Source organism: Mangrovibrevibacter kandeliae, from assembly GCF_024519155.1.
GTDB lineage: Bacteria > Pseudomonadota > Alphaproteobacteria > Rhizobiales > Rhizobiaceae > Mangrovibrevibacter > Mangrovibrevibacter kandeliae.
The window spans coordinates 674,079-697,091 of record NZ_JANIFJ010000001.1 but is presented as its reverse complement, the minus strand read 5'-3'; the positions used below and the strand labels follow the sequence as shown (position 1 = coordinate 697,091).

Annotated in this window: 21 protein-coding genes; 3 read left to right on the top strand and 18 right to left on the bottom strand. The window is 68.2% G+C overall.

Going from position 1 to position 23,013, the window contains the following annotated elements:
- Positions 1-17 precede the first annotated feature (17 nt).
- The 10 genes from NPA30_RS03325 to NPA30_RS03280 form a co-directional block, all read right to left on the bottom strand.
- Positions 18-1,430 carry an MmgE/PrpD family protein gene (locus NPA30_RS03325; RefSeq protein ID WP_256800927.1) on the bottom strand — a complete coding sequence of 471 codons (1,413 nt, stop codon included), beginning with the start codon at positions 1,428-1,430 and terminating at the stop codon, positions 18-20.
- 70 nt (positions 1,431-1,500) lie between these two features.
- Entirely contained in the window at positions 1,501-2,229 is a 729-nt protein-coding gene (locus tag NPA30_RS03320) for an FCD domain-containing protein (RefSeq protein ID WP_256800926.1), read from the bottom strand.
- A 122-nt stretch (positions 2,230-2,351) separates the two neighbouring features.
- Positions 2,352-4,073: an ABC transporter permease gene (locus NPA30_RS03315; protein WP_256800925.1), complete on the bottom strand. Its 1,722-nt coding sequence runs from the start codon at positions 4,071-4,073 to the stop codon at positions 2,352-2,354.
- A gap of 9 nt (positions 4,074-4,082) precedes the next feature.
- Entirely contained in the window at positions 4,083-5,132 is a 1,050-nt protein-coding gene (locus NPA30_RS03310; RefSeq protein WP_256800924.1) for an ABC transporter substrate-binding protein, read from the bottom strand.
- 13 nt (positions 5,133-5,145) lie between these two features.
- Complete coding sequence (locus NPA30_RS03305) at positions 5,146-6,213, bottom strand: ABC transporter ATP-binding protein (RefSeq protein WP_256800923.1); 1,068 nt, start codon at positions 6,211-6,213, stop codon at positions 5,146-5,148.
- 158 nt (positions 6,214-6,371) lie between these two features.
- Positions 6,372-7,133 (bottom strand): SDR family oxidoreductase, encoded by a 762-nt coding sequence (locus tag NPA30_RS03300; protein WP_256800922.1) that lies wholly within the window; start codon positions 7,131-7,133, stop codon positions 6,372-6,374.
- Positions 7,130-8,512, bottom strand: coding sequence for an MmgE/PrpD family protein (locus tag NPA30_RS03295; protein ID WP_256800921.1), 1,383 nt, complete (start codon positions 8,510-8,512; stop codon positions 7,130-7,132). The genes NPA30_RS03300 and NPA30_RS03295 overlap by 4 nt, the downstream gene beginning before the upstream one ends.
- The gene (locus NPA30_RS03290) at positions 8,509-10,002 is read right to left on the bottom strand and encodes a tripartite tricarboxylate transporter permease (RefSeq protein WP_256800920.1); all 1,494 of its coding nucleotides are present in this window, start codon (positions 10,000-10,002) and stop codon (positions 8,509-8,511) included. Before NPA30_RS03290 ends, NPA30_RS03295 begins: the two co-directional genes overlap by 4 nt.
- A 15-nt stretch (positions 10,003-10,017) precedes the next feature.
- Positions 10,018-10,530 carry a tripartite tricarboxylate transporter TctB family protein gene (locus NPA30_RS03285; RefSeq protein ID WP_256800918.1) on the bottom strand — a complete coding sequence of 171 codons (513 nt, stop codon included), beginning with the start codon at positions 10,528-10,530 and terminating at the stop codon, positions 10,018-10,020.
- A gap of 24 nt (positions 10,531-10,554) precedes the next feature.
- Positions 10,555-11,532 carry a tripartite tricarboxylate transporter substrate binding protein gene (locus NPA30_RS03280; protein ID WP_256800917.1) on the bottom strand — a complete coding sequence of 326 codons (978 nt, stop codon included), beginning with the start codon at positions 11,530-11,532 and terminating at the stop codon, positions 10,555-10,557.
- A 181-nt stretch (positions 11,533-11,713) separates the two neighbouring features.
- Here NPA30_RS03280 and NPA30_RS03275 point away from each other — a divergent pair, with 181 nt between their 5' ends.
- Both NPA30_RS03275 and NPA30_RS03270 read left to right on the top strand, forming a co-directional pair.
- Positions 11,714-12,298 (top strand): chromate transporter, encoded by a 585-nt coding sequence (locus NPA30_RS03275; RefSeq protein ID WP_256800916.1) that lies wholly within the window; start codon positions 11,714-11,716, stop codon positions 12,296-12,298.
- Positions 12,285-12,833 carry a chromate transporter gene (locus NPA30_RS03270; RefSeq protein ID WP_256800915.1) on the top strand — a complete coding sequence of 183 codons (549 nt, stop codon included), beginning with the start codon at positions 12,285-12,287 and terminating at the stop codon, positions 12,831-12,833. Before NPA30_RS03275 ends, NPA30_RS03270 begins: the two co-directional genes overlap by 14 nt.
- 104 nt (positions 12,834-12,937) lie before the next feature.
- Here NPA30_RS03270 and NPA30_RS03265 read toward each other — a convergent pair whose 3' ends face one another.
- From NPA30_RS03265 to NPA30_RS03245, 5 genes are all read right to left on the bottom strand, one after another.
- Entirely contained in the window at positions 12,938-14,011 is a 1,074-nt protein-coding gene (locus NPA30_RS03265) for a tartrate dehydrogenase (RefSeq protein WP_256800914.1), read from the bottom strand.
- Between the two features lie 123 nt (positions 14,012-14,134).
- Positions 14,135-15,301, bottom strand: coding sequence for a mandelate racemase/muconate lactonizing enzyme family protein (locus tag NPA30_RS03260; protein ID WP_256800913.1), 1,167 nt, complete (start codon positions 15,299-15,301; stop codon positions 14,135-14,137).
- A gap of 22 nt (positions 15,302-15,323) precedes the next feature.
- Positions 15,324-16,394, bottom strand: a complete 1,071-nt coding sequence (locus tag NPA30_RS03255; protein ID WP_256800912.1) for a tartrate dehydrogenase — start codon at positions 16,392-16,394, stop codon at positions 15,324-15,326.
- 77 nt (positions 16,395-16,471) lie between these two features.
- Positions 16,472-18,484 (bottom strand): tripartite tricarboxylate transporter permease, encoded by a 2,013-nt coding sequence (locus tag NPA30_RS03250; protein WP_256800910.1) that lies wholly within the window; start codon positions 18,482-18,484, stop codon positions 16,472-16,474.
- Positions 18,485-18,506: 22 nt separating this feature from the next.
- Positions 18,507-19,469 (bottom strand): tripartite tricarboxylate transporter substrate binding protein, encoded by a 963-nt coding sequence (locus NPA30_RS03245; RefSeq protein WP_256800909.1) that lies wholly within the window; start codon positions 19,467-19,469, stop codon positions 18,507-18,509.
- Between the two features lie 295 nt (positions 19,470-19,764).
- On the opposite strand from NPA30_RS03245, the gene NPA30_RS03240 reads away from it, so the two are divergent.
- Complete coding sequence (locus NPA30_RS03240) at positions 19,765-20,682, top strand: LysR family transcriptional regulator (protein WP_256800907.1); 918 nt, start codon at positions 19,765-19,767, stop codon at positions 20,680-20,682.
- A 72-nt stretch (positions 20,683-20,754) separates the two neighbouring features.
- Here the strand turns inward: NPA30_RS03240 and thiD are convergent, their stop codons facing one another.
- The 3 genes from thiD to NPA30_RS03225 are packed head-to-tail and all read right to left on the bottom strand — an operon-like array spanning position 20,755 to position 23,013.
- Entirely contained in the window at positions 20,755-21,543 is a 789-nt protein-coding gene (gene thiD, locus NPA30_RS03235) for a bifunctional hydroxymethylpyrimidine kinase/phosphomethylpyrimidine kinase (protein WP_256800905.1), read from the bottom strand.
- A 58-nt stretch (positions 21,544-21,601) separates the two neighbouring features.
- Positions 21,602-22,246, bottom strand: coding sequence for a thiamine phosphate synthase (locus NPA30_RS03230; RefSeq protein WP_256800904.1), 645 nt, complete (start codon positions 22,244-22,246; stop codon positions 21,602-21,604).
- Positions 22,243-23,013 (bottom strand): thiazole synthase, encoded by a 771-nt coding sequence (locus NPA30_RS03225; protein WP_256800903.1) that lies wholly within the window; start codon positions 23,011-23,013, stop codon positions 22,243-22,245. Before NPA30_RS03225 ends, NPA30_RS03230 begins: the two co-directional genes overlap by 4 nt.

Below are 23,013 nucleotides of genomic sequence, written 5' to 3'. Positions count from 1 at the left end.
GGGCGGAAATCGGAGCCTCAGGCGACGATCAGCAGCTCGGCGAGTTCATCCAGCGAGGCGAGGCGGTCGACGCCGTGCACGAGCTCGACGATGCGGCTCGCCTTGTCGGCGGCCATGCCGGCGAACTCGGCGTTCTCGCGGAACTTGCCGGCCACCTCGTCGTAGCTCATCGGGAAGGCGGGGCTGCCCTTGCCGAAGTCGGCGCGCCCGGAAATGGTCCGCCCGTCCTTCAGCGTGATGTCGATGATCGTCGTCATCAGGTGGTAGCCGGCCGCTTCCGCTACGTCGTCGATCACGAAGTCCACCTTCTCGATCATCGCCTTGACGTCCTCGCGCTCGACCGCGGCGTCGGTGAATTCCGCGAGGCCGGCCCGGTGGTCGAGCAGCAGGATCGCCATGCAGAATTCCATCGAGAACTTGGCCTGGAGCTCGTCCTTCGGGCGATGGTGGATCAGCGCGTTCGGCATGTTGGAGTTGGTGCCGACCCGCACCCGCACGACATCCTCCGCCCGGATGTCGTTGGCCTTGATCAGCCGCAGCATCTCGGTCATGCCCGGATGCGTCAGCGAACCCGACGGGTGCGGCTTGATCGAGATGCCGGGCTCGACGAAGGTCCACGGCGCCCCGAGCTTGCCGTAGATGGCGTTGACGTCGTAGCCGCCGCCCGCGGCGTTGAAGAAGCCCCGCGGCGCCTCCAGGATGCGTCCGGCCGCCGTCCAGCCGTAGGAGGCGAACTGCGCCGCCGCCACGCCGCTCTCCGACGAGCGCCCGGCATGGAACGGCTTGGTCATCGTGCCGAAGTTCTCGCGCAGGCCGGCCGACTGGCTGCCGGCGATGGACAGCGCGCGGCGCGTCGCGTCGACGTCGAGGCCGAGGAGCTTGGCCGTGGCGGCCGCCGCCGCGAAGGTGCCGCAGGTCGCCGTCGCGTGGAAACCCGTCTGGTAGTGGCGCGGCGCGATCGCCTCGGCGATCTTGCACTCGACCTCCACGCCGAGATGATAGGCGAGCATGAAGCTCCGCCCGTCCGCACCGAGCGTCTCGGCCATCGCGAACGCGGCGGGAAGCGCCGGCGCCGTCGGATGGGTCAGAAGGCCGTAGACGCGGTCCGGCGCCACGGCGAGCTGGGTGTCGTCGTAATCGTCCGCATGGATGCCGACGCCATTGGCGAAGGCGGCGAAGCGCGGGGCGACCTTGCGGCCGCCGCCGATCACCGTCGCCGAACCCTCGGCCAGCCCGAGATCGTCGAGATGACGGCGCACCAACTCGCCGCTGCGGGCCACCGAGCCCGAGAGCGCCAGGCCGAGACCGTCGAGGATGTGCTTCTTGCCGAGCTCGACCACTGCGTCGGGCAGGTCGCCCGCCTGCGTGCCGACGACGAAGTCAGCGACGGACCGTGTGAGTTCGACGTCGCTCGAGCCGCTCGATGCCATGCAAAATCTCCTCCCCGTGCCCATGACGGCACAAGCAGGAAATGACGAATCGATTGTCGATTGTCAACAATTATCTGCCGACCGACCGAGGGTCGATCTTCGCTTTCGCCGGCACTGAGTCGCCCGGCTGCCCGGCCTCCCACGTTCGCTTGATTCCATTGAGGATATGGCCCCGCGCGGCGACCAGCGAGACGAGCGGATCACGGGCCTCCAGCGCGTCGACAAGGGCCCGGTGCTCCTTGTTCGACACGTGCAGCGTGTCACCGGTCGAGAGTGCCCGATATCGCTGGATGTGCAGCTCGCGCACGAAGCTCTGATAGAGCGATGCTAGGCGCTGGTTGCCCGCGGCCTGGCTTATCTGGCGGTGGAACTCGAGATTGATCGGGTAGTACTCGTGCACGTCGCCGACGTCGGCGAAGGCCTCCATCTTCTCCAGGAGACCCCGCAGCATCGCGATCGTCTCGTCGGTGACGGTCTCGGCGAGCATCATGGCGAGCGAGCCGAAGATCGCGGCCCTCGCTTTAGAAAGATCCAGCGCCTCGTCGTTGGACAGCGCGCGGATGAAGAAGCCGCGATTCGGGATGATCTCGATCAGCCCCATGGCGCCGAGGGCGCTGCAGGCTTCGCGGATCGGCCCGCGGCTGACTCCGAGGCGCTGCGACAGAGCGTTCTCGTTCACCCGCTCGTTCGGCTTCAGCTCCCCCTCGATGATCATCCGCTCGATCTCGGCCTGCACGACGTTCGCCAGCGAGCGGGTTCGCAGGAAATCGATCGCGGAAACGCCCTCGGGCTCTTTCATCGTCGTCGTCGCCTTTTCAGCCGGTGAAGCGCACCTCGCACCTGCGGATCGTCGGCTTCACGGGGGATCATCGAAGGATCCTTGATACAAGTCGCTGTTCAAAAGGCAAGATTCCGGCCAGCCTACCCCCTTGTCGTCGACACGCTTCCCCCGCCCCCGAGGACCGGCATCCGGTTGACGGCGAAGACGACGAGGAACGAGACCACGAGAAGGATCAGGCCGAGCACACAGATCGCGCCCATGTCGCCGCTTTCGTTCAGGTCGTAGATGATGACCGACACGAGCTTGGTGTTCGCGGTCGTCAGGAGGATCGTCGCCGACAGCTCGCGGATGGTGCCGACGAAGACGAAGCACCACGCCGCCACCACGCTCGTGCGCAGCATCGGGCTGGTGATCAGCCACAGGGTCTTCAGCCGCGAGGCGCCCAGGATCCGGCTCGCCTCCTCCAGCTCCGGATGGACGCCGTGAAAGGCCGAGGAGATCTGCTGGTAGCCCGCCGGCAACTCGATGGTGACGAAGGCGATGAGCAGGATCCAGATCGTTCCGTAGAGCTGGAAGGTCGGGTTGGCGTAGCTGAGGAACAGACCGACGCCGAGGACGATGCCGGGGATGGCGACCGGCGCCGTCGCGAGCATGCCGAGAATGCCGGCGCCGCGCACCAGCTTGCGGGTTGCGATGTAGGCGACGATCATTGCCACCACCGCCACCGTCGTCGCCGACAGAAACCCGAGAACGAAGGTGTTGTAGAGCGCCAGCCGCGTCGCCGAGAAGTCGAAGAGCACGAAGTGGAAATGGCTGAGCGTGATGGTCGACGGCGTCAGCGCATCGCCGGCATTGGGAACCAGGGCCGTCTTCAACAGCGCCAGATAGGGAAAGATCACGGTCAGGCAGAGCACGAACAGGGCAAAGGCGAAGGCCGGCCAGCGCCACGCGCCGAGCGCCACGATCCGCGGCGCGCCGCTTTTCCCGCCGAGCACGGTGTAGCCACGCCGTCCGAGGATCGCCTTCTGTCCGCGCAGGAGGAGAACCGTGATCACGAGGAGCGGCATCGCCGCCGCCGCCGCAAGGCCGAGTTGCGGGGGGAACTGGAAGAGGCTCCAGATCTTGGTCGTGATGACGTGGAAGCCGGCCGGCAGGGCGAGGATCGCCGGCGATCCGAACATCGTCAGCGCCTGCAGCACCGCGATCAGCGTGCCGGCCAGCATCGACGGCAGCACCAGCGGCAGGGTCACGCGCCACAGCGTCGTCGCGGCGCGGCCACCGAGGATGGCGGAGGCGTCCTCCAGATCGCCGGGCACCCGGTCGAAGGCGTTGGCGACAAGGGTGAAGACGAAGGGGTAGGTGAAGCAGCCGATGACGAAGACGAGGCCGGGAAAGGTGTAGATGTTGAAGAGGCTGTCCGATCGCGGCAGTCCGAACAAGGTGCGGTAGAGGACGTTGATGATGCCGCTGTTCGGAGCCGCCAGCAGTTCCCAGGCGATCGCGCCGAGGAAGGGCGGCGTCACGAAGGACGCCGTCACGAGCGCGCGGATTGCCCGGCGCCCGGGCAGATCGGTGCGTGCCACCAGCCAGGCGAGCGGTGTCGCCAGCAGGCAGGACAGGACACCGACGCCCGCCGCCATCGCGATGGCGATGCCATAGGCCCGCAGCATGGTGTCGTCGGTGACCAGCTGCACGAAGTTGCCGAGGGTGAAGCCCCCGGCATCCTCATGCACGCTGTACCAGACCAGCCAGAAGAGGGGCAGGATGACCAACACGCCCAGGCCGAGAGCGAGCAGGACGAAGACGGGAACGGACACGTCGATGCGTCGCACCCGTTCCGGCATGAGAACCGCGTCGGTCATCGCCTAGCCTCAGGTTCCGAAGTACTGCTCGTACTTCTGCTTGATGGTCTGCACCTGCTTGATCAGCTCGCTCGGATCGGACTCGAGCAACTTGATCTGCGACAGCGGGGTGCGGCCTTCCTTCTCCTGCACATCCGGATTGAATGAGCGGAGGCCGCCGAAATCGCTGTTCAGCTGCTGCGCCTTGGTCGAATACAGGTAGGCGTAGTAGAGCTTGGCGGCGTCGGGGTGCGGGGCATCCTTCAGGATGCCGGCGTTGCCGATGGCGATCGGCGTGCCCTCCGGCGGGTAGACGATCTGAACCGGAACGCCCTGATCCTGCAGCCGGAAGATGTTGTACTCGTTGCCGTCGACCTGGATGGCCCGCTCGCCTTCGGCCAGCTTCTTCGGCGGCTCGGTCGAGGACTGCACCTGCATCACGTCCTGCTGGCCGAGCTTCTCGAACCACTCCCAGCCGAGCAGGTTCGACAGGACGCCGGTGGCCGTCATGATCGTGCCGCTGTAGCCGGGATGCGCCTTGACCATCCTGCCCTTGTACTCGGGCTTCAGGAGGTCTTCCCAGGTCTTCGGCGGCTCGACGTCCTTCAGGAGGTCGGTGCGGTAGGCCATCACGGAGAGATGCGCACGATAGGCCGCGAACTGGCCGTCCGGATCCTTCTGATCGTCCGGCCATTCGTCGGCGACGATCTTCGGCACGGCCGGCTCGAGCCAGCCCTGCTGCTTGAAGTAGATGAAGTTCACCGCATCCGAGGTCTCGATGATGTCGGCATTGTGGATGCCGCTCATCTGCTCCTGCCCGATCCGCTGGAAGACGCGCTCGGAACCGGACCGCTCGACCTGCACCTTGACGCCGGGATACTCCGCCTCGAACTCGGCCGCGAGCTTCTCGGCCACGGTGAGGTCGGTGGCGGTGTACCAGACGACCGTACCGTCCTTCTTGGCCGCGGCGATCAGGTCGGGGGTGATGTCGTAGGCGGCCGGCGCCGCAGCCCAGGCCGCGCCTCCGGACAGGAGTGCAACCGCGATGGTCGTCGCGGCAAGTGTCGTCTTCCACGTCATAGGTTTCCTCCCTTTAGTGCGTGAGCGCCCGGCAGTGCTCGGGCGGGAAGTGCAGCCAGACCTGCTGCCCCACCGGGATCGCCACGTTGACGGGCGCGACGGCGCGCACCCTCTCCCCGCCCGAAAGCTTGACGAGATAATCCCGGTGCGAGCCGAGATAGATCTGTCGCTCGACCACGCCGGACGCCTGGTTGCTGCCGTCACCGGCCGGCGGGGTCGTGCCGATCCGGATGTCGTGGTGCCGGATCGACACGGCCGTCTCGCCGCCCGGCGAGACGCGGCCGCTGCCGCAGCGCAGCACCACGCCGTCGGCGCAGACGACCGTGTCGCTCCCGTCCGAGCGGCCCTTCAGGATGTTCGTGCCGCCGATGAAGCGCGCGACGAACTCGGTCTCGGGACGCTCGTAGATGTCCTCCGGCGTGCCGCACTGTTCGATGCGGCCGGCGTTCATGACCACGATCAGGTCGGCCGTCGTCATCGCTTCCGACTGGTCATGGGTGACGTAGACGGTGGTGTAGCGGAACTGGTCGTGCAGACGACGGATCTCGAAGCGCATCTCCTCGCGCAGGTTGGCGTCGAGGTTGGACAGCGGTTCGTCGAGCAGCAGGATCTGCGGCTCGACCACCAGCGCGCGCGCCAGCGAAACGCGCTGCTGCTGGCCGCCGGACAGTTCGCTGGGGTACCGGCCGGCGAGCGGCCCGAGATGTGTGGATTCAAGGATGCGGCCGACGCGCTCCTTGATCTCGGTGGCCGGGAGCCGGCGCAGCTTCAGCCCATAGGCGACGTTCTGAAACACCGTCATGTGCGGCCACAGCGCGTAGCTCTGGAAGATCATCGACATGTTGCGATCTTCGGGAGGCACGTTGCGGCTGGCCGAGGAGACCACTTCGCCGCCCACCCTCACCTCGCCGCCGCTCGCGTTGGCGAAGCCGGCGATCAGGCGGAGCGTGGTGGTCTTGCCGCAGCCGGACGGACCGAGCAGGCAGACCAGAGTGCCCCGGTCCACGGCGAGGTCGACGCCCTTGACGACCGTGAGGGCGCCATAGGCCTTGACGAGCCCGTCAAGTTCGAGAAACGACATTGCTCCTCCCAAAGCAATAACATCCAAAAGCGTAAGACCTGATGACGTTTTCTGTCAACGGAAGATTGTCGACAATTTGAGCCGCGCTGCTCCTTCCCGTCGTTCATTTGCCGCTTCGACGACTCCACCTTGGCCTGCGCCCTCCTTTTTTCCGCCGTTCAGGCGAGAAAGAGCCCGCCATTGGCGTGGATTGTCTGTCCCGTGAGATATCGGGCAGATGGCCCGGCGAGGTACCGGACGAGCCGCGCCACGTCCTCCGGCTGGCCGCGCCGTCCGACGGGCGGCTGATGGTCCTTGTGATGGGCAGGTTCCCCTCCGGTCGTCGCGGCAAGGCGTGCCGTGGCGATCATGCCTGGCGCGACGCAATTCACCGTGATGGCGCGATCGGCGAACTCGATCGCGAGCGCGCGCGTCAGTCCGACGAGACCGGCCTTCGCCGCCACGACGTGCGCTCGCCCAGCTGCGCCAGTGTGCGCCGACAGGCCGCCGATGTTGACCACCGCTCCGGCGCCCGACCGCGCCAGCATCGGAAGCGCGGCCCTCGTCAGGAGGTAGGCGCCATCGAGAATGATCGCCATCACCTCGCGCCATTCCGCGTAGGCGAGATCGGCGAACGCCGTCTCGCGCCGGATCGCGGCGTTGTTCACGAGGATGTCGAGGCCGCCGAGCGCATCGCAGGCGGCGGCCACGATCGCGTCGACCGCCTGCGGATCGGCCACATCACCGCGCACCAGCACGGCCCTGCGGCCGGCGGCCTCGATCTCGGCTACGACCGCCGCACCGGCCTCCACGGAGTCGCGCACGTGGACGGCGACGGCGGCGCCCGCTTGCGCCAGTTCAAGCGCGATGGCGCGCCCGATGTTGCGGCTGCTGCCGCTGACGAGCGCGACGCGCCCTTCGAGGTCTCGATCGCTGGTCATGCACAGACCTTTCGCATCGCGTTCAATCCATCCGGCTCGAACAGCCCGGCGGCTGCGTCGAGGAGGTGCTGGCCCCGGTCGGATGACCAGCCGCCGAAGGCGGCGTTGTCGAGAAACTTCCGCTCAATCTCGCCGGCGGTCAGCGGTGCGTGGGCGCCGCCGCGCATATGCGGCTGGCGCGCCTCCTCGACCGCGCCGTCCTTCAGTCGCACGCGGATGAAGCCGGTGAAGTTTCGTGGATATTCGTCGTCCGGATCGACCTCGTAGCGAACCTTGCCGGCGAGGGAGAGAATGGCCGGGTCGGCGATCATCGCATCGGTGAACTCGGCGAGCCCCGCCCTGCCCCGCAGGAAGCCGACCGCCACGCAATAGGGCGTCGAAAACTTCGCGGCGTAGGCCGTGGGCGGGCGCCGCTTGAGCGCCAGAGGCTCCCACAGCCGGTGAACCGTGCCCTCGCCGACGCTGCAGACCATTTCGGCGACGTCCTCGGCAGCGATGCCGCGCGCCGCGAGCGCCACGGCACAGTCGATGAAGGGCTGTGTCATCGTTCCGCAGGCATAGGGCTTGAAGGCGATCGTCTCCATCACCCAGCGCGTGCCCAGCTGGTCGAACAGCGGGACGAAGTCGGGATCTCGGGAGGGTGCGAAGGCCTTGAAGAAGCCGTGCGTGCCCTCGAGCACCGTGCGCGGACCGACGAAACCGCCGCGCGCCATCAGCGCCGCCCGGATCCCCGATTGCGCCGCCCAGCCGGCATGCATGCGCTTGGTCCAGCTGCCGTCGGCGAGATACTCGATGATGCCCGCCGACATGCTGCCGGCGATGCCGAGCGCCGACGCCGTCTGCGCCGCATCGAGGCGGAGCGCGGCGGCGACGCCGCCCGCAGCCGCCAGCGCGCCGAGCGTCGCCGTCGGGTGGAAGCCCGCCTTGTGGATCGCCTTCGGCGCCACGAGCGCCAGCCGGCACATCAGCTCGACGCCGACCGCAATGCCGGCGAGCAGCCGATCGCCGCCGAGCCCCTCCCGTTCGCAGGCGGCGAGAACGGCGGGGATGACGACGGCGCCGGAATGGACCGGACCGCCCTCGAAGGTGTCGTCGTAATCCTCGCCGTGGGCGGCCGTGCCGTTGACGAGCGCGGCACCGAAGGCGTCGAAGCCGGCACCGTGACCGAGCGCGGTGCACACGCCGCCGCGGTCCACGGCCGCCAGCGTCGCCGCGACGTAATCCGCCTCGCGCGCTGCCAGGCAGAGGCCGGCGACGTCGACGAAGAGCTTGCGTGCCGTCTGCACGGTGTCGTGCGGGAGCTCTGCCGGGACAACGGTCGAGAGCCACTTGGCCAGCCGCTCGCTGACGGAGGCCTCCGGGACATCGTGAAGGGTCAAGTCGTCACCTTTCCTGAAACCGAGGCGCGCTTGCGGAAGCGGCCGACGGCGGAGCTGAGAATGAAGAGCGCCGAAACGGACAGCAGTCCCGCCGAGATCGGATCGTGGACGAAGGCCGTCAGATCGCCGCCGGACAGGACCAGCGCGCGGCGGAAGTTCGACTCGACCATGAAGCCGAGCACGACACCGAGCACCATCGGCAGCACCGGCATGCGCAGGTACTTCATGACGAAGCCGAGGGCGCCGAAGGCGAGCACCAGCGACACCTGGAACAGGCTGTTGCCGATCGCGTAGGCGCCGGACAGCACCAGCGCGTAGATCGCCGCCGAGAGGTAGGGCTTCGGGCGGTTCACCAGCCAGATGCAGGGCGGCATGATGAGGTAGCCGACGATGAGCAGCGCGACGATGCTGACGGCGAGGCCGACATAGAGATCGAACACGATGTTGGCGTGCTGCACGAACAGCATCGGACCCGGGATCAGTCCCTGGATCAGGAAGCCGCCCAACAGGATGGCTGCCGAGTTCGACCCGGGGATGCCGAGGCTCAGCATCGGGATCAGCGCCGTCTTCGAGGTGGCGGTGTTGGCGGCCTCCGGCGCGGCGACGCCCTCGGGCGAGCCGTGGCCGAACTCCTCCTTGCGCCGCGACCAGCGCCGCGCCTCGCTGTAGGCCAGAAAGGCCGCGACCGTGCCGCCGGCGCCCGGCGTGCAGCCCTCGACTAGGCCGACCACGGAGCCGATCGCCTGCGGCATGGCGATCCGCTTCCACATCGCGGCGTTCGGGAAGACGATACGCGCCTTCGACTGGTCCGCCCGCTCCTGCACGCCCGTGCCGCGATCGGTGATCAGTTCGGTCACCGCATAGAGGCCGACCATCACGATGATCGGCGGGATGCCCGACAGGAGGTCGGCATTGCCGAAGATGAAGCGCCCGCCGCCGGTGACCGGATCGCTGCCGATCGTGGCGATCATCAGCCCGAGCACGCCGGCCATCAGCCCCTTGAGGAGCGAGTCGCCGGCCAGCGACGCGATGACGCTGAGGCCGAGGATTCCGAGGGCGAAATAGGAGGAGGGTCGGAAGGCCAGCGCGACCTGCGACAGCGGCTCGGTGAGCGCCACCAGCATGACGAGGCCGACGGTGCCGCCGACAATGCCGGACATCAGCGAGATGCCCAGAGCTTCGCCGGCGCGCCCCTGCTGGTTCATCGCATAGCCGTCGATCAGCGTCGCCGCGGCCGAGTTGGTGCCCGGGGTGCGGATCAGGATCGCCGGGATCGAGCCGCCGTACTCCGCCCCGAAATAGGTGGCCCCGAGCAGCACCACGGCCGCGGACGGATGCATGCCGTAGGTGAAGGGCAAGAGCAGCGCCATGCTGATCGAGGGCGAGATGCCGGGAAGCGCACCGCCGAGGATGCCCCAGACGATGCCGCCGAAGGCGGCGGGCACGACCGGCGTCGTCAACAGCAGTTGCGTAAGATAGGAGAGGTCCATGTCGCGCGCCGCCGATCAGCCGCCGAGGCCGGTGAAGACACCCATCGGCTGGGGTATCTGCAGGATGTAGACGAAGACGAGCCAGAGCACGGCTCCCGCGCCGACGGCGACCGCGGCCACCGCGGCCGGCCTGCGGCCGCCACGAAACACGATCGTGGCACCGACGAGGAGGGCGATCGCGACGGGATAGCCAACCCACGAGACGACGGCGAGATAGACCGCGCCGATCGCCAGCATCACAAGCGCCGGCAGGAAGGCTCGCCCGCCGTCCTCTGGTCCGGCATCGTCTGGCTCTTCCACCGCCTCGCTCGGACGCGGCGCACCATCGACGGCGGCATTGCGGCCCGCAAGAAGCGTGCGGGCGATCAGCAGCACCGACAGTCCGCCAAGGACCAGTCCGTAGGCTTGGGGCAGTCCGCCCGGGCCGACGCTGTCGGCGAGCCGGCTGACCGGGATCGCCGCCGCCGCCAAGGTGTAGGCAACGGCGAGGACGAGCATGACGACCCCGCAGATCAGGTCACGCGACATGGGGACTCCTCCAGACGGCGAGGTTTACTTGACGACCCCGCTCTCCTTCAGGAAGCCCTCGGTCTTCTGCGCGAAGTCGTCGATGAACTTCACGTACCGGTCGTGCGCGATGTAACCGGGTTGAAGGTTGTTCGCCTCGTAGATCTTCTTGTAGTCCGGATCCGCGACGAGCTCCTGCGCCGCCTTCTCCCAGGCCGAGATGACCTCCGGCGGCAGGTTCTTCGGCCCGGCAAGGCCGCGGAACTTGACGACCGACACGTCGACGCCCTCCTCCTTGGCGGTCGGCACGTCGGGCAGAAGGTCGAGACGGTTGTCGCCGATCACCGCCAGCACCCGGAGCTTCTTCGCGTCGAGCTGCGAACGGATCTCCTCGACCTCCCCGACGCCGATGTCGAGGCTGCCGTTGAGGACGTTGAGCAGCATATCGCCGCCACCCTCGAAGGTGACGATCGATGCATTCGCGCCGGTCGCAGCCTTGATCTCCTCGAGCGCCTCGCGCTCGAGCGAGGCCGGGTTGGCCGCGCCCCACTTGCCGCGGCCGGACTTGGCTTCGGCGATCACCGACTTCAGGTCGCTGAACTTGGAATTGGCCGCGGTGTAGATGACCTCGGGGTCGTAGAAGAGGTTCACCAGCGGCTCGAGATCCTTGTAGGTCTTGGTCGGATTGGCGAGCAGCGAGGTGTAGATGTAGGTCGGCGTCGTGGCGTAGAACATCGAGCCGTCGGGCGTCGCGTCGGCGACCGTCGCGACCGCCTTGGCGCCACTGCCCCCGGTGACGTTCTGCACGATGAGCTTGCCGCCGAGATGCGGCTGGAGATGCGGAATCATCTCCCGCCAGAAGACGTCGCTGCCGCCGCCGGGACTGGAGTGGGTCACGACCGTGACGACGCCGCTCGGATAGGTCTCCGCCGCGTTGGCAGCCGCGACCGTGGCGCCTGCCATGCCGGTCGCAAGAGCGATGCTCCCGAACGATATCCACTGCGATATCAGCCGCTCAGCCATGTCCGATCCTCCCAGTTCAGCTCTCGGCGACGCTCCAGCCGCTCCGACGCGGAGTGCATGGATTCGGTGCCGCCTCCTCCCGAGCCAGCATCCGAGCGCTTTTCACCGTAACCGGAAGCCTCATCCATTTACTGCATATTGTCAACAGATTACAGATTACAGATTGTTCGAGGACCCTGCCATGCCCGATCCCTCCCCTTCTTCACTGCCGCCGCCGCGGCCCCGCCCATCGTTAGGCGAGCTCTTCCTCACGCTCGCCAGGCTTGGTCTCACCAGCTTCGGCGGCGGCGTCAGCGGCCTCCTCCATGCCGAGTTCGTGCGGCGCCGCCGCTGGATCGACGAGGACGAGTTCATCGCCGGCCTGTCGGTGTCGCAGGCCCTGCCCGGCGTGAACGTCGCCAATCTGGCGATCTGGCTCGGCTATCGCTGCCAGGGATTGGCCGGCGCGATCGTCGGTCTCGGCGCGGTCGTGGTGCCGCCGGCGATCCTGATCGTGCTGATCGGATCGCTGATCCTGCAGCTCAGCGCCAACCCGGCTGTCGGGACGTTTCTGGCGGGCATCGCCGCCGCGGCGATCGGGCTGTCGCTGTCGGTCGGCCTGCGCGCGGCGCGGCACGCGATGCGGCACGTCGTGCCGATCGTCATCTTCGTGCTGACGCTCGTGGGGTCGCTGGTCCTGCATCTGTCCGCGCCGGTCCTGGTCGCGACGTTCGGCCCCATCGGCATCGCGCTCGCCTGGCGGAGGTACAGTCGTGAACAAGGATAGCCTCCTCCTTGCGCTGATCGCCACCTTCGCGCCGCTGTCGCTGATGACCATCGGCGGCGGCGTCACCGTGCTGGCGGATATCCAGCGGGCGGTCGTCGGCCACTACCACTGGTTCACCGATGCCGGCTTCCTCCAGATCTTCGCGGTGTCCCGCGTGGCGCCCGGTCCCGGCACGCTGCTGGTGACGCTGATCGGCTGGCACATCGCCGGTCTCGCAGGCGCCCTCGTGGCGACGCTCGCGATCTTCATCCCGTCGTCCCTGCTGGTCCTCGCCGTCGCCTATGTCTGGCACCGCTATCCCGGCCTCGTGTGGCAGAAGGCCGTGGCCACCGGGCTCGCTCCGATCGCCGCCGGTCTCATCATTGCCAGCGTCGTCTCGCTGCTCGCCTCGGCCCGCGGCGGCTGGATCGCCTGGCTCGCGGCCGGGGGTGTCGCGGCGGCGACCTTTCAGGCGCGCATCGGGCCGATCGCGCTGCTGGTGCTCGGCGCGAGTGCCTACTGCCTCCTGAGCGTCGCGACCATCTGGCTCGGGTGAAGCGACGAGGCACGCGGCCCGCCCTGCTCCCGACGCGGATCGACGGCGCGCGGAAAGGCATTCGCCGCGCGCCGACACGTCCCGACCGGGCCCGCTGACGGACGTCAGATGTTCGAGCTGCGGATCGCCTCGCAGACCGCCTCGGTCACCTCCATGGTCGTGGCGCTGCCGCCGACGTCCGGCGTCTTGATCCCCTCGCCCGACACCTTCTCGACCGCCGCCATCAGCCGCGCGGCCGCTGCCGGCTCGCCGAGATGCTCGAGCATCTGGGCAGCCGTCCAGAAGGTCGCGACCGGATTGGCGATGCCCTTGCCGGTGATGTCGAAGGCCGAGCCGTGGATCGGCTCGAACATCGAGGGAAAGCGCCGCTCCGGATCGATGTTGGCGGTGGGTGCGACGCCGAGGCTGCCGGCCAGGGCGCCGGCGAGATCGGACAGGATGTCGGCGTGCAGGTTGGTCGCGACGATGGTGTCGAGGCTCTGCGGTTTCAGCGTCATGCGGACCGTCATGGCGTCGACCAGCACCTTGTCCCAGGTGACGTCCGGATACTCCTTCGAGACCTCGGCCGCGATCTCGTCCCACATCACCATGCCGTGCCGCTGGGCGTTGGACTTGGTCACCACGGTCAAAAGCTTGCGCGGGCGGGCCTGCGCCAAGGCGAAGGCGTAGCGCATGATGCGGGTGACGCCGACGCGGGTGAAGATGGCCGTCTCGGTCGCCACCTCCTCCGGCAGTCCGCGATGCGCCCGGCCGCCGTGCCCGGCATACTCGCCCTCCGAGTTCTCGCGCACGATGACCCAGTCGAGGTCGCCGGGCCCGACATTGGCGAGCGGCGAGGAGATGCCCGGGAGGATCTTGGTCGGCCGCACGTTGGCATACTGGTCGAAGCCCTGGCAGATCGGCAGGCGAAGCCCCCACAGGGTGATGTGATCCGGCACGTCCGGCGCCCCGACGGCTCCGAAGAAGATGGCGTCGAAGGGCTTCAGCTGGTCGGTGCCGTCGGCCGGCATCATCACGCCAGTCCTGCGGTAGTAGTCCGAGCCCCAGTCGAACTGCGTGACCGAGAGACGGAAACCGCCGTCCCGCCGCTCCAGGGTCTCCAGCGCCTGGAGCCCGGCGGCGATGACCTCCGGTCCGATCCCGTCTGCCGGAATGGCGGCAATTCTGTACTCGCGCATGATGCTGATGTCCTTTTCGATGCCGAGGATGCGTGCCCGAGGCAAAGCGTCGCCGCGGCGCGATCGGGCGCGCATTCCGTCCGCGGTGGCGTCGCCCGGCGGCATCGGCCGGGCGCTGGAAGATCAGTCGACGAGCTTGCGCAGCGTCGCGTAGAGAGCGCTCTTGGCCTCGAAGCCGACGCCCGGCAGGTCCGGCAACCCGACATAACCGTCCTCGACCGGCACGCCGTCGGCAAAGCCGCCGAAGGGCTGGAAGACGTCCGGATAGGACTCGTTGCCGCCAAGTTGCAGGCCGGCCGCGATGTTGAGGGACATCTGGTGCCCGCCATGCGGCACGATGCGCCGCGCCGACCAGCCCTGATCCGCCACGACGTCGAGCGTGCGCATGTACTCGACGAGGCCGTAGGACAGCGCGCAGTCGAACTGCAGGTAGTCCCGGTCGGGCCGCATGCCGCCATAGCGCAGGAGGTTGCGTGCATCCTGATGCGAGAAGAGGTTCTCGCCGGTCGCCATCGGCCTGTCATAGTGCTCGGCGAGCGCCGCCTGCAGCGCGTAGTCGAGCGGGTCGCCCGCCTCCTCGTACCAGAACAGCCCGTAGGGCTTCAGCGCCTTCGCATAGGCGATGGCGGTGTCGAGGTCGAAGCGCCCGTTCGCGTCGACCGCGAGCCGGTCGCCGGAGCCGACGACATCGAGCACCGCCTCGACCCGCTTCAGGTCTTCGGCGAGCGGGACCGCGCCGATCTTCATCTTCACCACGCGGTAGCCGCGGTCGAGATAGGAGCGCATCTCGTCCTGCAGCTGGGTGTAGTCCTTGCCCGGGTAGTAGTAGCCGCCGGCCGCGTAGACCCAGACCTTCTCGTCCGCGACGCCGCCGCGGAACCGGTCGGCGAGCAGCCGGTAGAGCGGCACGCCCGCGATCTTGGCGACGGCGTCCCAGACGGCCATGTCGATCGTCCCGACCGCCACCGAGCGTTCCCCGTGCCCGCCCGGCTTCTCGTTCGACATCAGCGCCTTGTGGATGGCGAAGGGGTCGAGGTTGTCGTAGGCCTCGTCGACGAAGGTCAACGGGTCGGCCTCCAGCACGCGGGGCAGGATCCGCTCGCGCATCAGCGCGCCGGCGCCGTAGCGCCCGTTCGAGTTGAAGCCGAACCCGACGACCGGCTTGCCGTCGCGAATGACGTCCGTCACCACGGCGACCGTGGAGCAGGTCATCTTGGAGAAATCGATGTAGGCGTTGGCGATCGGCGAAGCGATCGACACCGTCCGCTCGCGGATGTCGACGATGCGCATGGGTCTGTCTCCTCGATGAACGTCAGATGGCGGCTGCGATCGTCCGGCCGCAGCTCTGCGTGTCGGCCGTGCCGCCGAGGTCACGCGTGCGGCTGGCCGGATCGGTGAGCGAGCGCTCGATCGCCTCGATCATCGACGCGGCCGCCTCCCGATGGCCGAGATGGTCAAGCATCATCGCGCCCGCCCAGATCTGACCGATCGGGTTGGCGACGCCCTTGCCGGCAATGTCGGGCGCCGAACCGTGGACGGGCTCGAACAGCGACGGGAAGCGACGCTCGGGATTGATGTTGCCGGACGGGGCGATGCCGATCGTGCCGGTGCAGGCCGGACCGAGATCCGACAGGATGTCGCCGAAAAGGTTGGACGCCACCACGACGTCGAAGCGGTCCGGGTTGAGGACGAAGTGCGCGGTGAGGATGTCGATGTGGTACTTGTCCGTCGCGACCTCGGGATAGGACTTCGCCATCTCCGCGAAGCGCCCGTCCCACCAGGGCATGGTGATGGCGATGCCGTTGGACTTGGTCGCCGAGGTCACCTTGCGACGCGGCCGCTTCATCGCAAGCTCGAAGGCATAGCGCAGGATGCGGTCCGTGCCGGTGCGGCTCATCACCGTCTCCTGGATGACGATCTCACGCTCCGTCCCCGGATACATGACGCCGCCGACAGAGGAATATTCGCCCTCGGTGTTCTCCCGCACGATGTACATGTCGATGTCGCCGGGCTTGCGATTGGCCAGCGGCGACGGCACGCCCGGCATCAGCCGGGCCGGCCGAAGATTGACGTATTGGTCGAAGTCGCGCCGGAACAGGAGCAGCGAGCCCCAGAGCGACACGTGGTCCGGCACGGTGTCCGGCCAGCCGACGGCGCCGAAGAACAGGGCGTCGTGGTCGCCGACCTGCGCCTTCCAGTCTTCCGGCATCATCTTGCCGTGCTTGGCGTAATAGTCGCAGCTGGCGAAGTCGAAGTGGTCAAAGTGCAGGTCCAGATCGTGCTTGGCGGCGACCGCCCGGAGCACGCGCACGCCCTCCGGCACCACCTCCTTGCCGATGCCGTCGCCGGGAATGACGGCGATGCGGTGGGAGCGATTGGCCATGGTCTTACCCTTCTTCGGTCGAGCACGAGACGCGGACCGAACCGAGCGGTCCGCGAAGATTGCAGAGGCCTTCGGCCTCAGAACAGCGCGCCGGGCGGCATGCGCAGCAGGAGCACCTTCGCCATCAGCAGATAGAAGCCGGCGACGAGCACGAGCGTGGCGATGGCGTAGCCGAGGAGCGTCTGCGCCTGCGGGCGATCCCAGCTGGCGGCGGCGATCATCAGGATGAAGCCGAGCAGTCCGGCCGTCGCGAAGCCGGTGACCGGAATGGCGAGGATCCAGACGGCCATCGCGAGGGCCGCGGCGATCCGGCGCCAGCCCACGGCTTCTCGAGCCGGTGCCAGGGCGGCGCCGGCGACAGGACTCGGCCGGCCGGGGCGGCGCAGGTGCATCGCCACGAGCACCAGCGAGAGCACGATCAGCGCGGCCGAGATCGTCGTCGGGAATACGGAGCCCATCGCCGTCATTCCGGCGGTCTCGAGATAGGCGAAGACGCCGAGCACGATGAACAGGGCCGCCATCACGAGGCTCGCCGGATCGCGGTAGCGGCCGGCCTCGGGTGCTGCATCCTCGACCGCGTCGAGCGGAACGGCCGCACGGCTTCGGCGCTTGGCAAGATAGGTCGACACGAGCGGATAGAGCAGCGTGAAGGCCGCCGCCACGATGATGGCAAGGCTGATCGGCCGGCCGAAGAACATGCCGAGCACGGCCTTCTGGGCGTTGCCGATGAGGTAGCTCTGCACGAAGCCCTGCTCGGCGATCTGGCCGAGCACGAGGCCGAGCACGATCGGCGACGGCGCGAAGCCGAAGCGGTTCAGGATCCAGGCGAGGATCCCGAGCACGAACATCATCTGCGTGTCGTGGATGTTGCTGTGGATCGCGAAGCTGCCGATGATCGTCAGGAAGGCGACCGTCGGGACGAGCACGGGCTTGGGGATCGAGATGATCGAGCGATAGGCGTACTTGCCGATCAGAAGCCCGGCCGGCAGCATCAGGACCGTGGCGATCAGCAGCCCGAAGATGAAGGTGTAGACGATGTTGCCCTGCGCGCTGAACAGCGTCGGGCCGATCTTGATGCCCTGCACCAGCAGGGCGCCGAGGATGATGGCGTCCGGCGGCGTGCCGGGAATGCCGAGCACCAGCGTCGGAATGAAGCCGCCGCCCACCGTGGCGTTGTTCGCCGCCTCGGTGGCGATGACGCCGTCCGGCTCGCCCTTGCCGAAGCGCTCGGGATGGCGCGAGGCGCGCCGCGCCTCCGAATAGGACACGAGCCCGGCGATGGAGCCGCCGGCGCCCGGCAGGATGCCGATCACCGTCCCGATGACCGAGCTGCGGATGACGTTGAACTTGCGCGCCCAGCTGATCGACAGGGCCTCGCCGAGGCGGATGCCCTTGAGGTCGTCCTCGACCGTCAGATGCTGCGCGCGGGTGGCGACGAGGTCGATGACGACCGGCACGCAGTAGAGGCCGATCAGGGCGGAGGTGATGTCGATGCCGCCGAGGAGCACCTGGGTGTCGAGCGTGTAGCGGATGTCGCCGCCGACGACGGCCACGCCGACCATCGACATCAAGAGGCCGAGGCAGGCGCCGATCAGGCCCTTCACCGTGTTGCCGACCGACAGTGCCGAGATCAGGGTCAGGCCGAAGATCGCGAGCCAGAAGTACTCGGGCGGGCCGAAGGCCAGCGCGACGCGTGCGAGCGGGGGCGACAGGAACAGGAGGAACAGCCCCCCGACCAGCCCCCCGACCACGGAGGACAAGGTCGCGAGGGTGACGGCGAGCCCGCCGTCCCCGCGCTTGGCCATCGGGTAGCCGTCGAAGGTTGTGGCGATCGACGACGGCGTGCCCGGCGTATTGACGAGGATGGCCGCGTAGGCGCCGCCATAGATGGCGCCGGTGTAGATGGCGCCGAGGGCGATCAGCCCCGACGCCGGGTCCATCGTGAAGGTGAAGGGGACGAGGACGGCCACGGCCATGGTCGCCGAGAGGCCGGGCAGCGCGCCGATGACCGTTCCCAGGACGACGCCCACCAGGGCGAGCAGGAGGTTCAACGGCGTCAGCGCGCCGAGGAAAGACTCGAGAAGCACCATGTCCGTGATCCGTCGGTGCCGCTTACTTGGCCGCGATGCCGAGCTTGGCGGCGCCGGCCTCGTATTCCTTCTGCTTCTCGGCCATGAACGTGCCCATCTTCTCGTAGGGCAGGTCGGTCAGCACGAAGCCGGCATCCTCCATCTTCTTCTTGAAGTCCGGGTCGGCATTGACCTTGCTGACCGCGTCCGACACCGCCTTGCGGACCTCTTCCGAGGCAGACTTCGGCACTGCGACGCCGCGATAGGCGCCGCCGACGAGGTCGTAGCCGAGCTCCTTGAAGGTCGGCACGTCCGGGAAGGCCGGCAGCCGCTCATCGGCCGCGACCGCCAGCATCTTCAGCGCGTCACCCTGGCTCACGCCCGACGTGACGTAGTTGAAACCCGCGATGGTCTGGCCGCCGAGCACTGCCGTGATGGCCGGGCTGGTGCCCGAGAAGGGAATATAGGTGGTGGTGATGCCGGCGAGGTCGTCGAGGCGCGCCTGCGCGAGGTTGTTCGAGGAGTTCGAACCCGAACCGCTGAAGGTCACGAGCCCCGGATTCTGCTTGGCGTAGTCGACGAGATCCTTCAGCGTCTGGAACTGGCTGTCCTTGCCGACGAAGATCGCATCCGGCGTGTAGTGGAAGTAGTTCACCGGGGTCAGGTCTTCGGTCTTGTAGCCGACGTCCTTCTCCATCGGCTGCAGGACGGTGTGGGGCAGGTTGATGCCCATGATGGTGTAGCCGTCGTCCGGCAGCGAGTTCAGCTGCGACCAGGCCTGGGCACCGCCCGCGCCCGCCATGTACTGTATGACCAGCTGCTGGCCGAACATCTTCTCCCAGGTCGCCTGCTGGAACCGGGCCGAAACGTCGGATTCACCCCCGGCGTTGAACGGGATGATGTATTCGACCGACTTGGTCGGATAGCCATCTGCGGCTTGCGCCGTCGCCGCCGGAACGACGCCGGCGAGAAAAGCGACGGTGATCGCGGTCAGTTTCAAGGACATGGTGTTACCTCCCGTGTGTTGGCGCCGCCCGGCGCCTGAAGCACCGACGACACTGCGCGGACGACTGCACGACTGCAGCCTCGACGCCTGCTGAGGGACGAAGGGCGCGCCGATCGCGCCTCCGGCCGGATGTCCTCCAACATTCGAACCGGTCCTCCCGACGAGCCCCGCGCATGTCGAGTGCGCGCGGCATCGCCGCCATGCCGTCGCCGGCTGGCAGAACCGACTATAATTCGTGATCAAAAGGAGAGAATATCGAATTCGGCAAATCATCATGTCCCGAGGAGACACAAAGATGGTGGACAGCGACCTGGCGTTCTTCGCGCTGCTGGCCCGCAAGGGCAGCCTGTCCGAGACGGCTCTCGAGCTCGGCCTGACCACCTCCGGCGTGAGCAAGCGTTTGGCAAAGCTCGAGAACCGCCTCGGCGTCCGGCTGCTGAACAGGACCACCCGACGCGTCAGCCTGACGAGCGAGGGGGAGGCCTACCGCGAGCATGGCCAGGCGATCCTCGCCTCGATCGCGGACTTGGAGCAGATGCTGCGCAAGGCGGGGGAGCGTCCGCAAGGGCTCCTGCGGATCAACTCGACCTTCGGCTTCGGCCGGGAATACATCGCGCCGATCGTCTCGGAATTTGCCCGTCTCCACCCGGAGATCTCGGCACAGCTCGTCCTCACCGACGCGCCGATCAATCTGGTGGAAGCCGGCTACGACATCGCGATCCGCTTCGGCAGCCCGCCGAACTCCCGGCTGATCGGGAGGCGTCTCCTGCGCAATCGCCGTTACCTGTGCGCGGCGCCCAGCTACATCGAGCGCCACGGCCAGCCGCACCGGCTTCGCGACCTCGCCGATCACGAATGCATCGTGCTTCGGCAGGACAACCAGACCTATGACGTCTGGCGGCTGCAGCGCAATCAGGCGACGGAATCGATCAAGGTGCAGGGGCGTCTGAGCAGCAACGACGGCGAGATCGCCCTGCGATGGGTCCTCGAAGGACATGGCATCATGTTGCGGTCCGAGTGGGACATCCGCCGTCACATCGAGGCCGGCCGGCTCTCGATCGTGCTGCCGCGATACGCCCAGATCGACGCCGACATCTATGGCGTCTACCCGGAGCGCGACAACGTCTCCGCCAAGATCCGCGCGTTCATGACCTTCGTGTCCGACAGGTTGCGCTCGCTCGGCGGGTCGGACAGCGACCTGCTCGAGGCCTGAGCGGCAGGACCCGTACTCCGACTGCCGCGTCGCCCGGGCGCAGGACGGGTGGCCGGCTGCGAAGGGATGACCTCAGGATGCTGTACGGGCTGCCGCCACGAGCCTTTCCTCAAGGTAGGCTTTCGCCGTGCGGCATGCGTCGGGAAGCCCAGCGCCCCTCGCCAGTTCCACCGCGATCGCCGTCGCCAGCGTGCAGCCGGTGCCGCGCATCGAGACGGCCAGCCGCGGCGCCTCGAACGCGGCGCACGCGACGGCGTGATGGACGGCGGCGCGTTCCGCGCCATCAGACGGCCGGAACAGCCGGTCACGCGCTACGGCTCCTTCGGCATGGCCACCCTTGACCAGGACGGCCCCGGCGCCGGCCGAGAGCAGACCCGCCGCGATGTCCTCCTGCCCGGCGGCGGAAACGTCGAAGCCAAGAGCGGCACCGAGGATCGCGAGTTCCGGCAGGTTCGGCGTCAGGAGGGTGGCGCGGGGAAGGAGTCGCAGCAGGAGGAGCGCGAGTCCGTCCGCGTCGAGCAGACGCCCGCCCGATGTCGCGGCGAGCACCGGGTCGAGCACGACCGGCACGAGCGTACCGGCGAGAGCGTCGGCGACGGCCGCCACGGCTTCGGCGGTGCCGAGCATCCCGATCTTCACCGCGCCGACGTGCTTGTCGAGAAGCGCCGTTGCGACCTGTTCGGCAAGGATGTCCGGCGGCACCGGCAGGACCGATCGCACCGACCGCTCGGACTGGACGGTGACGGCGGTGAGCGCCAGCCGGAGATCGGCACCGAGGTCGTGGGCGGCACGGATGTCGGCGGCGATGCCGGCGCCGCCGCTGGAATCGGACCCGCCGATGGCAAGCACCAGCGGGCGCATCGACGCCGCCGCTCGCGCGTCCACGGATGCCGATGCGGCCCCTGTCACCGCGCCCGGATCAGGCGGCATCACCGGCGCGGGGCGAGGCAGGCGTCGGTTGCCGATACGGCGCGGTCGCCGCCAGCCACTCCCGGGTGCGCCCTTCCGGGTCGGCGTGGCGCGTGATGTCGGTGACGACGGCTGCCACGTCGGCCCCGTTGGCGAAGACCTCCGGCAGGCGCTCGACGGTGATGCCGCCGATCGCCACCAGCGGCAGGTCGCCGACGCGCCGACGCCAGTCGCCGAGGCGCTCCGGCGTCTGCGGCGCCCACTTCATCGCCTTCAGGATGGTCGGCCAGATCGGGCCGAGCGCGAGATAGTCCGGATCGGCGGCGAGCGCGGTGTCGAGCTCGACGTCGTCATGAGTGCTGAGGCCGAGCTTCAGCCCGGCGCGGCGGATGGCGCCGCGATCGGCTTCGGCGAGATCCTCCTGCCCGAGATGGACGCAGTCGCAGCCCTCCTCGATCGCCAGACGCCAGTGGTCGTTGACGACGAGCTGCGCGCCGTGGGCGGCACAGACGACCCGCCCCCGGCGGATCTCCTCGCGCAGGACGGCCGCCGGGCGGTCCTTCACCCGCAGCTGGACGAGCCTGACGCCAAGCGGCACCAGCCGCTCGATCCAGGCGGCGTTGTCGACGATGAGGTAGAACGGGTCGAGCCTCATGCGAGCGCCGCCTTGCCGAACACCGGCGTCGACGGCGCGGCCATGTCGCGCGCCTCCATCGGCCCCGCCTCGAAGCCGAGCCGGCCGGCCTCGATCGCCTGCGCGAACGCCCTGGCCATCGCGGCGGGATCGCCGGCCCTGGCGACGGCGGTGTTGAGGAGTATGCCGTCATAGCCGAGCTCCATCGCGGCGGCGGCGTGCGACGGCAGCCCGATCCCCGCATCGACGATCAGCGGCACGTCCGGGAAGTGGGCGCGCATCGCTCGGAGCCCGTAGACGTTGTTGAGCCCGCGGGCCGAGCCGATCGGCGCGCCCCAGGGCATCAGCACCCGGCATCCGGCCTCGAGCAGCCGCTCGGCGGCGACGAGGTCCTCGGTCGTGTAGGGCAGCACATCGAAGCCGTCCTCGGTGAGGATCCGGGCGGCCTCGACGAGGCCGAAGAGGTCGGGCTGCAGGGTGTCCGCCTCGCCGATCACCTCGAGCTTGATCCAGGACGTGCCGAACACCTCGCGCGCCATCTTCGCGGTGGTGACCGCCTCGCGCACCGAGTGGCAGCCGGCGGTGTTCGGCAGTACGGCGACGCCGAGGTCACGGATCAGGCTCCAGAAGGCCTCGCCCGCGCGCTCGATCCCTGCCTCGCGGCGCAGCGAGACGGTGACGATCCCGGCGCCCGACGCCGTCACCGCCTCGGCGAGGATCGCCGGCGACGGGTACTGCGCCGTGCCGAGCATCAGGCGCGAAGCGAAGCTGCGACCGTAGAGCTCCAT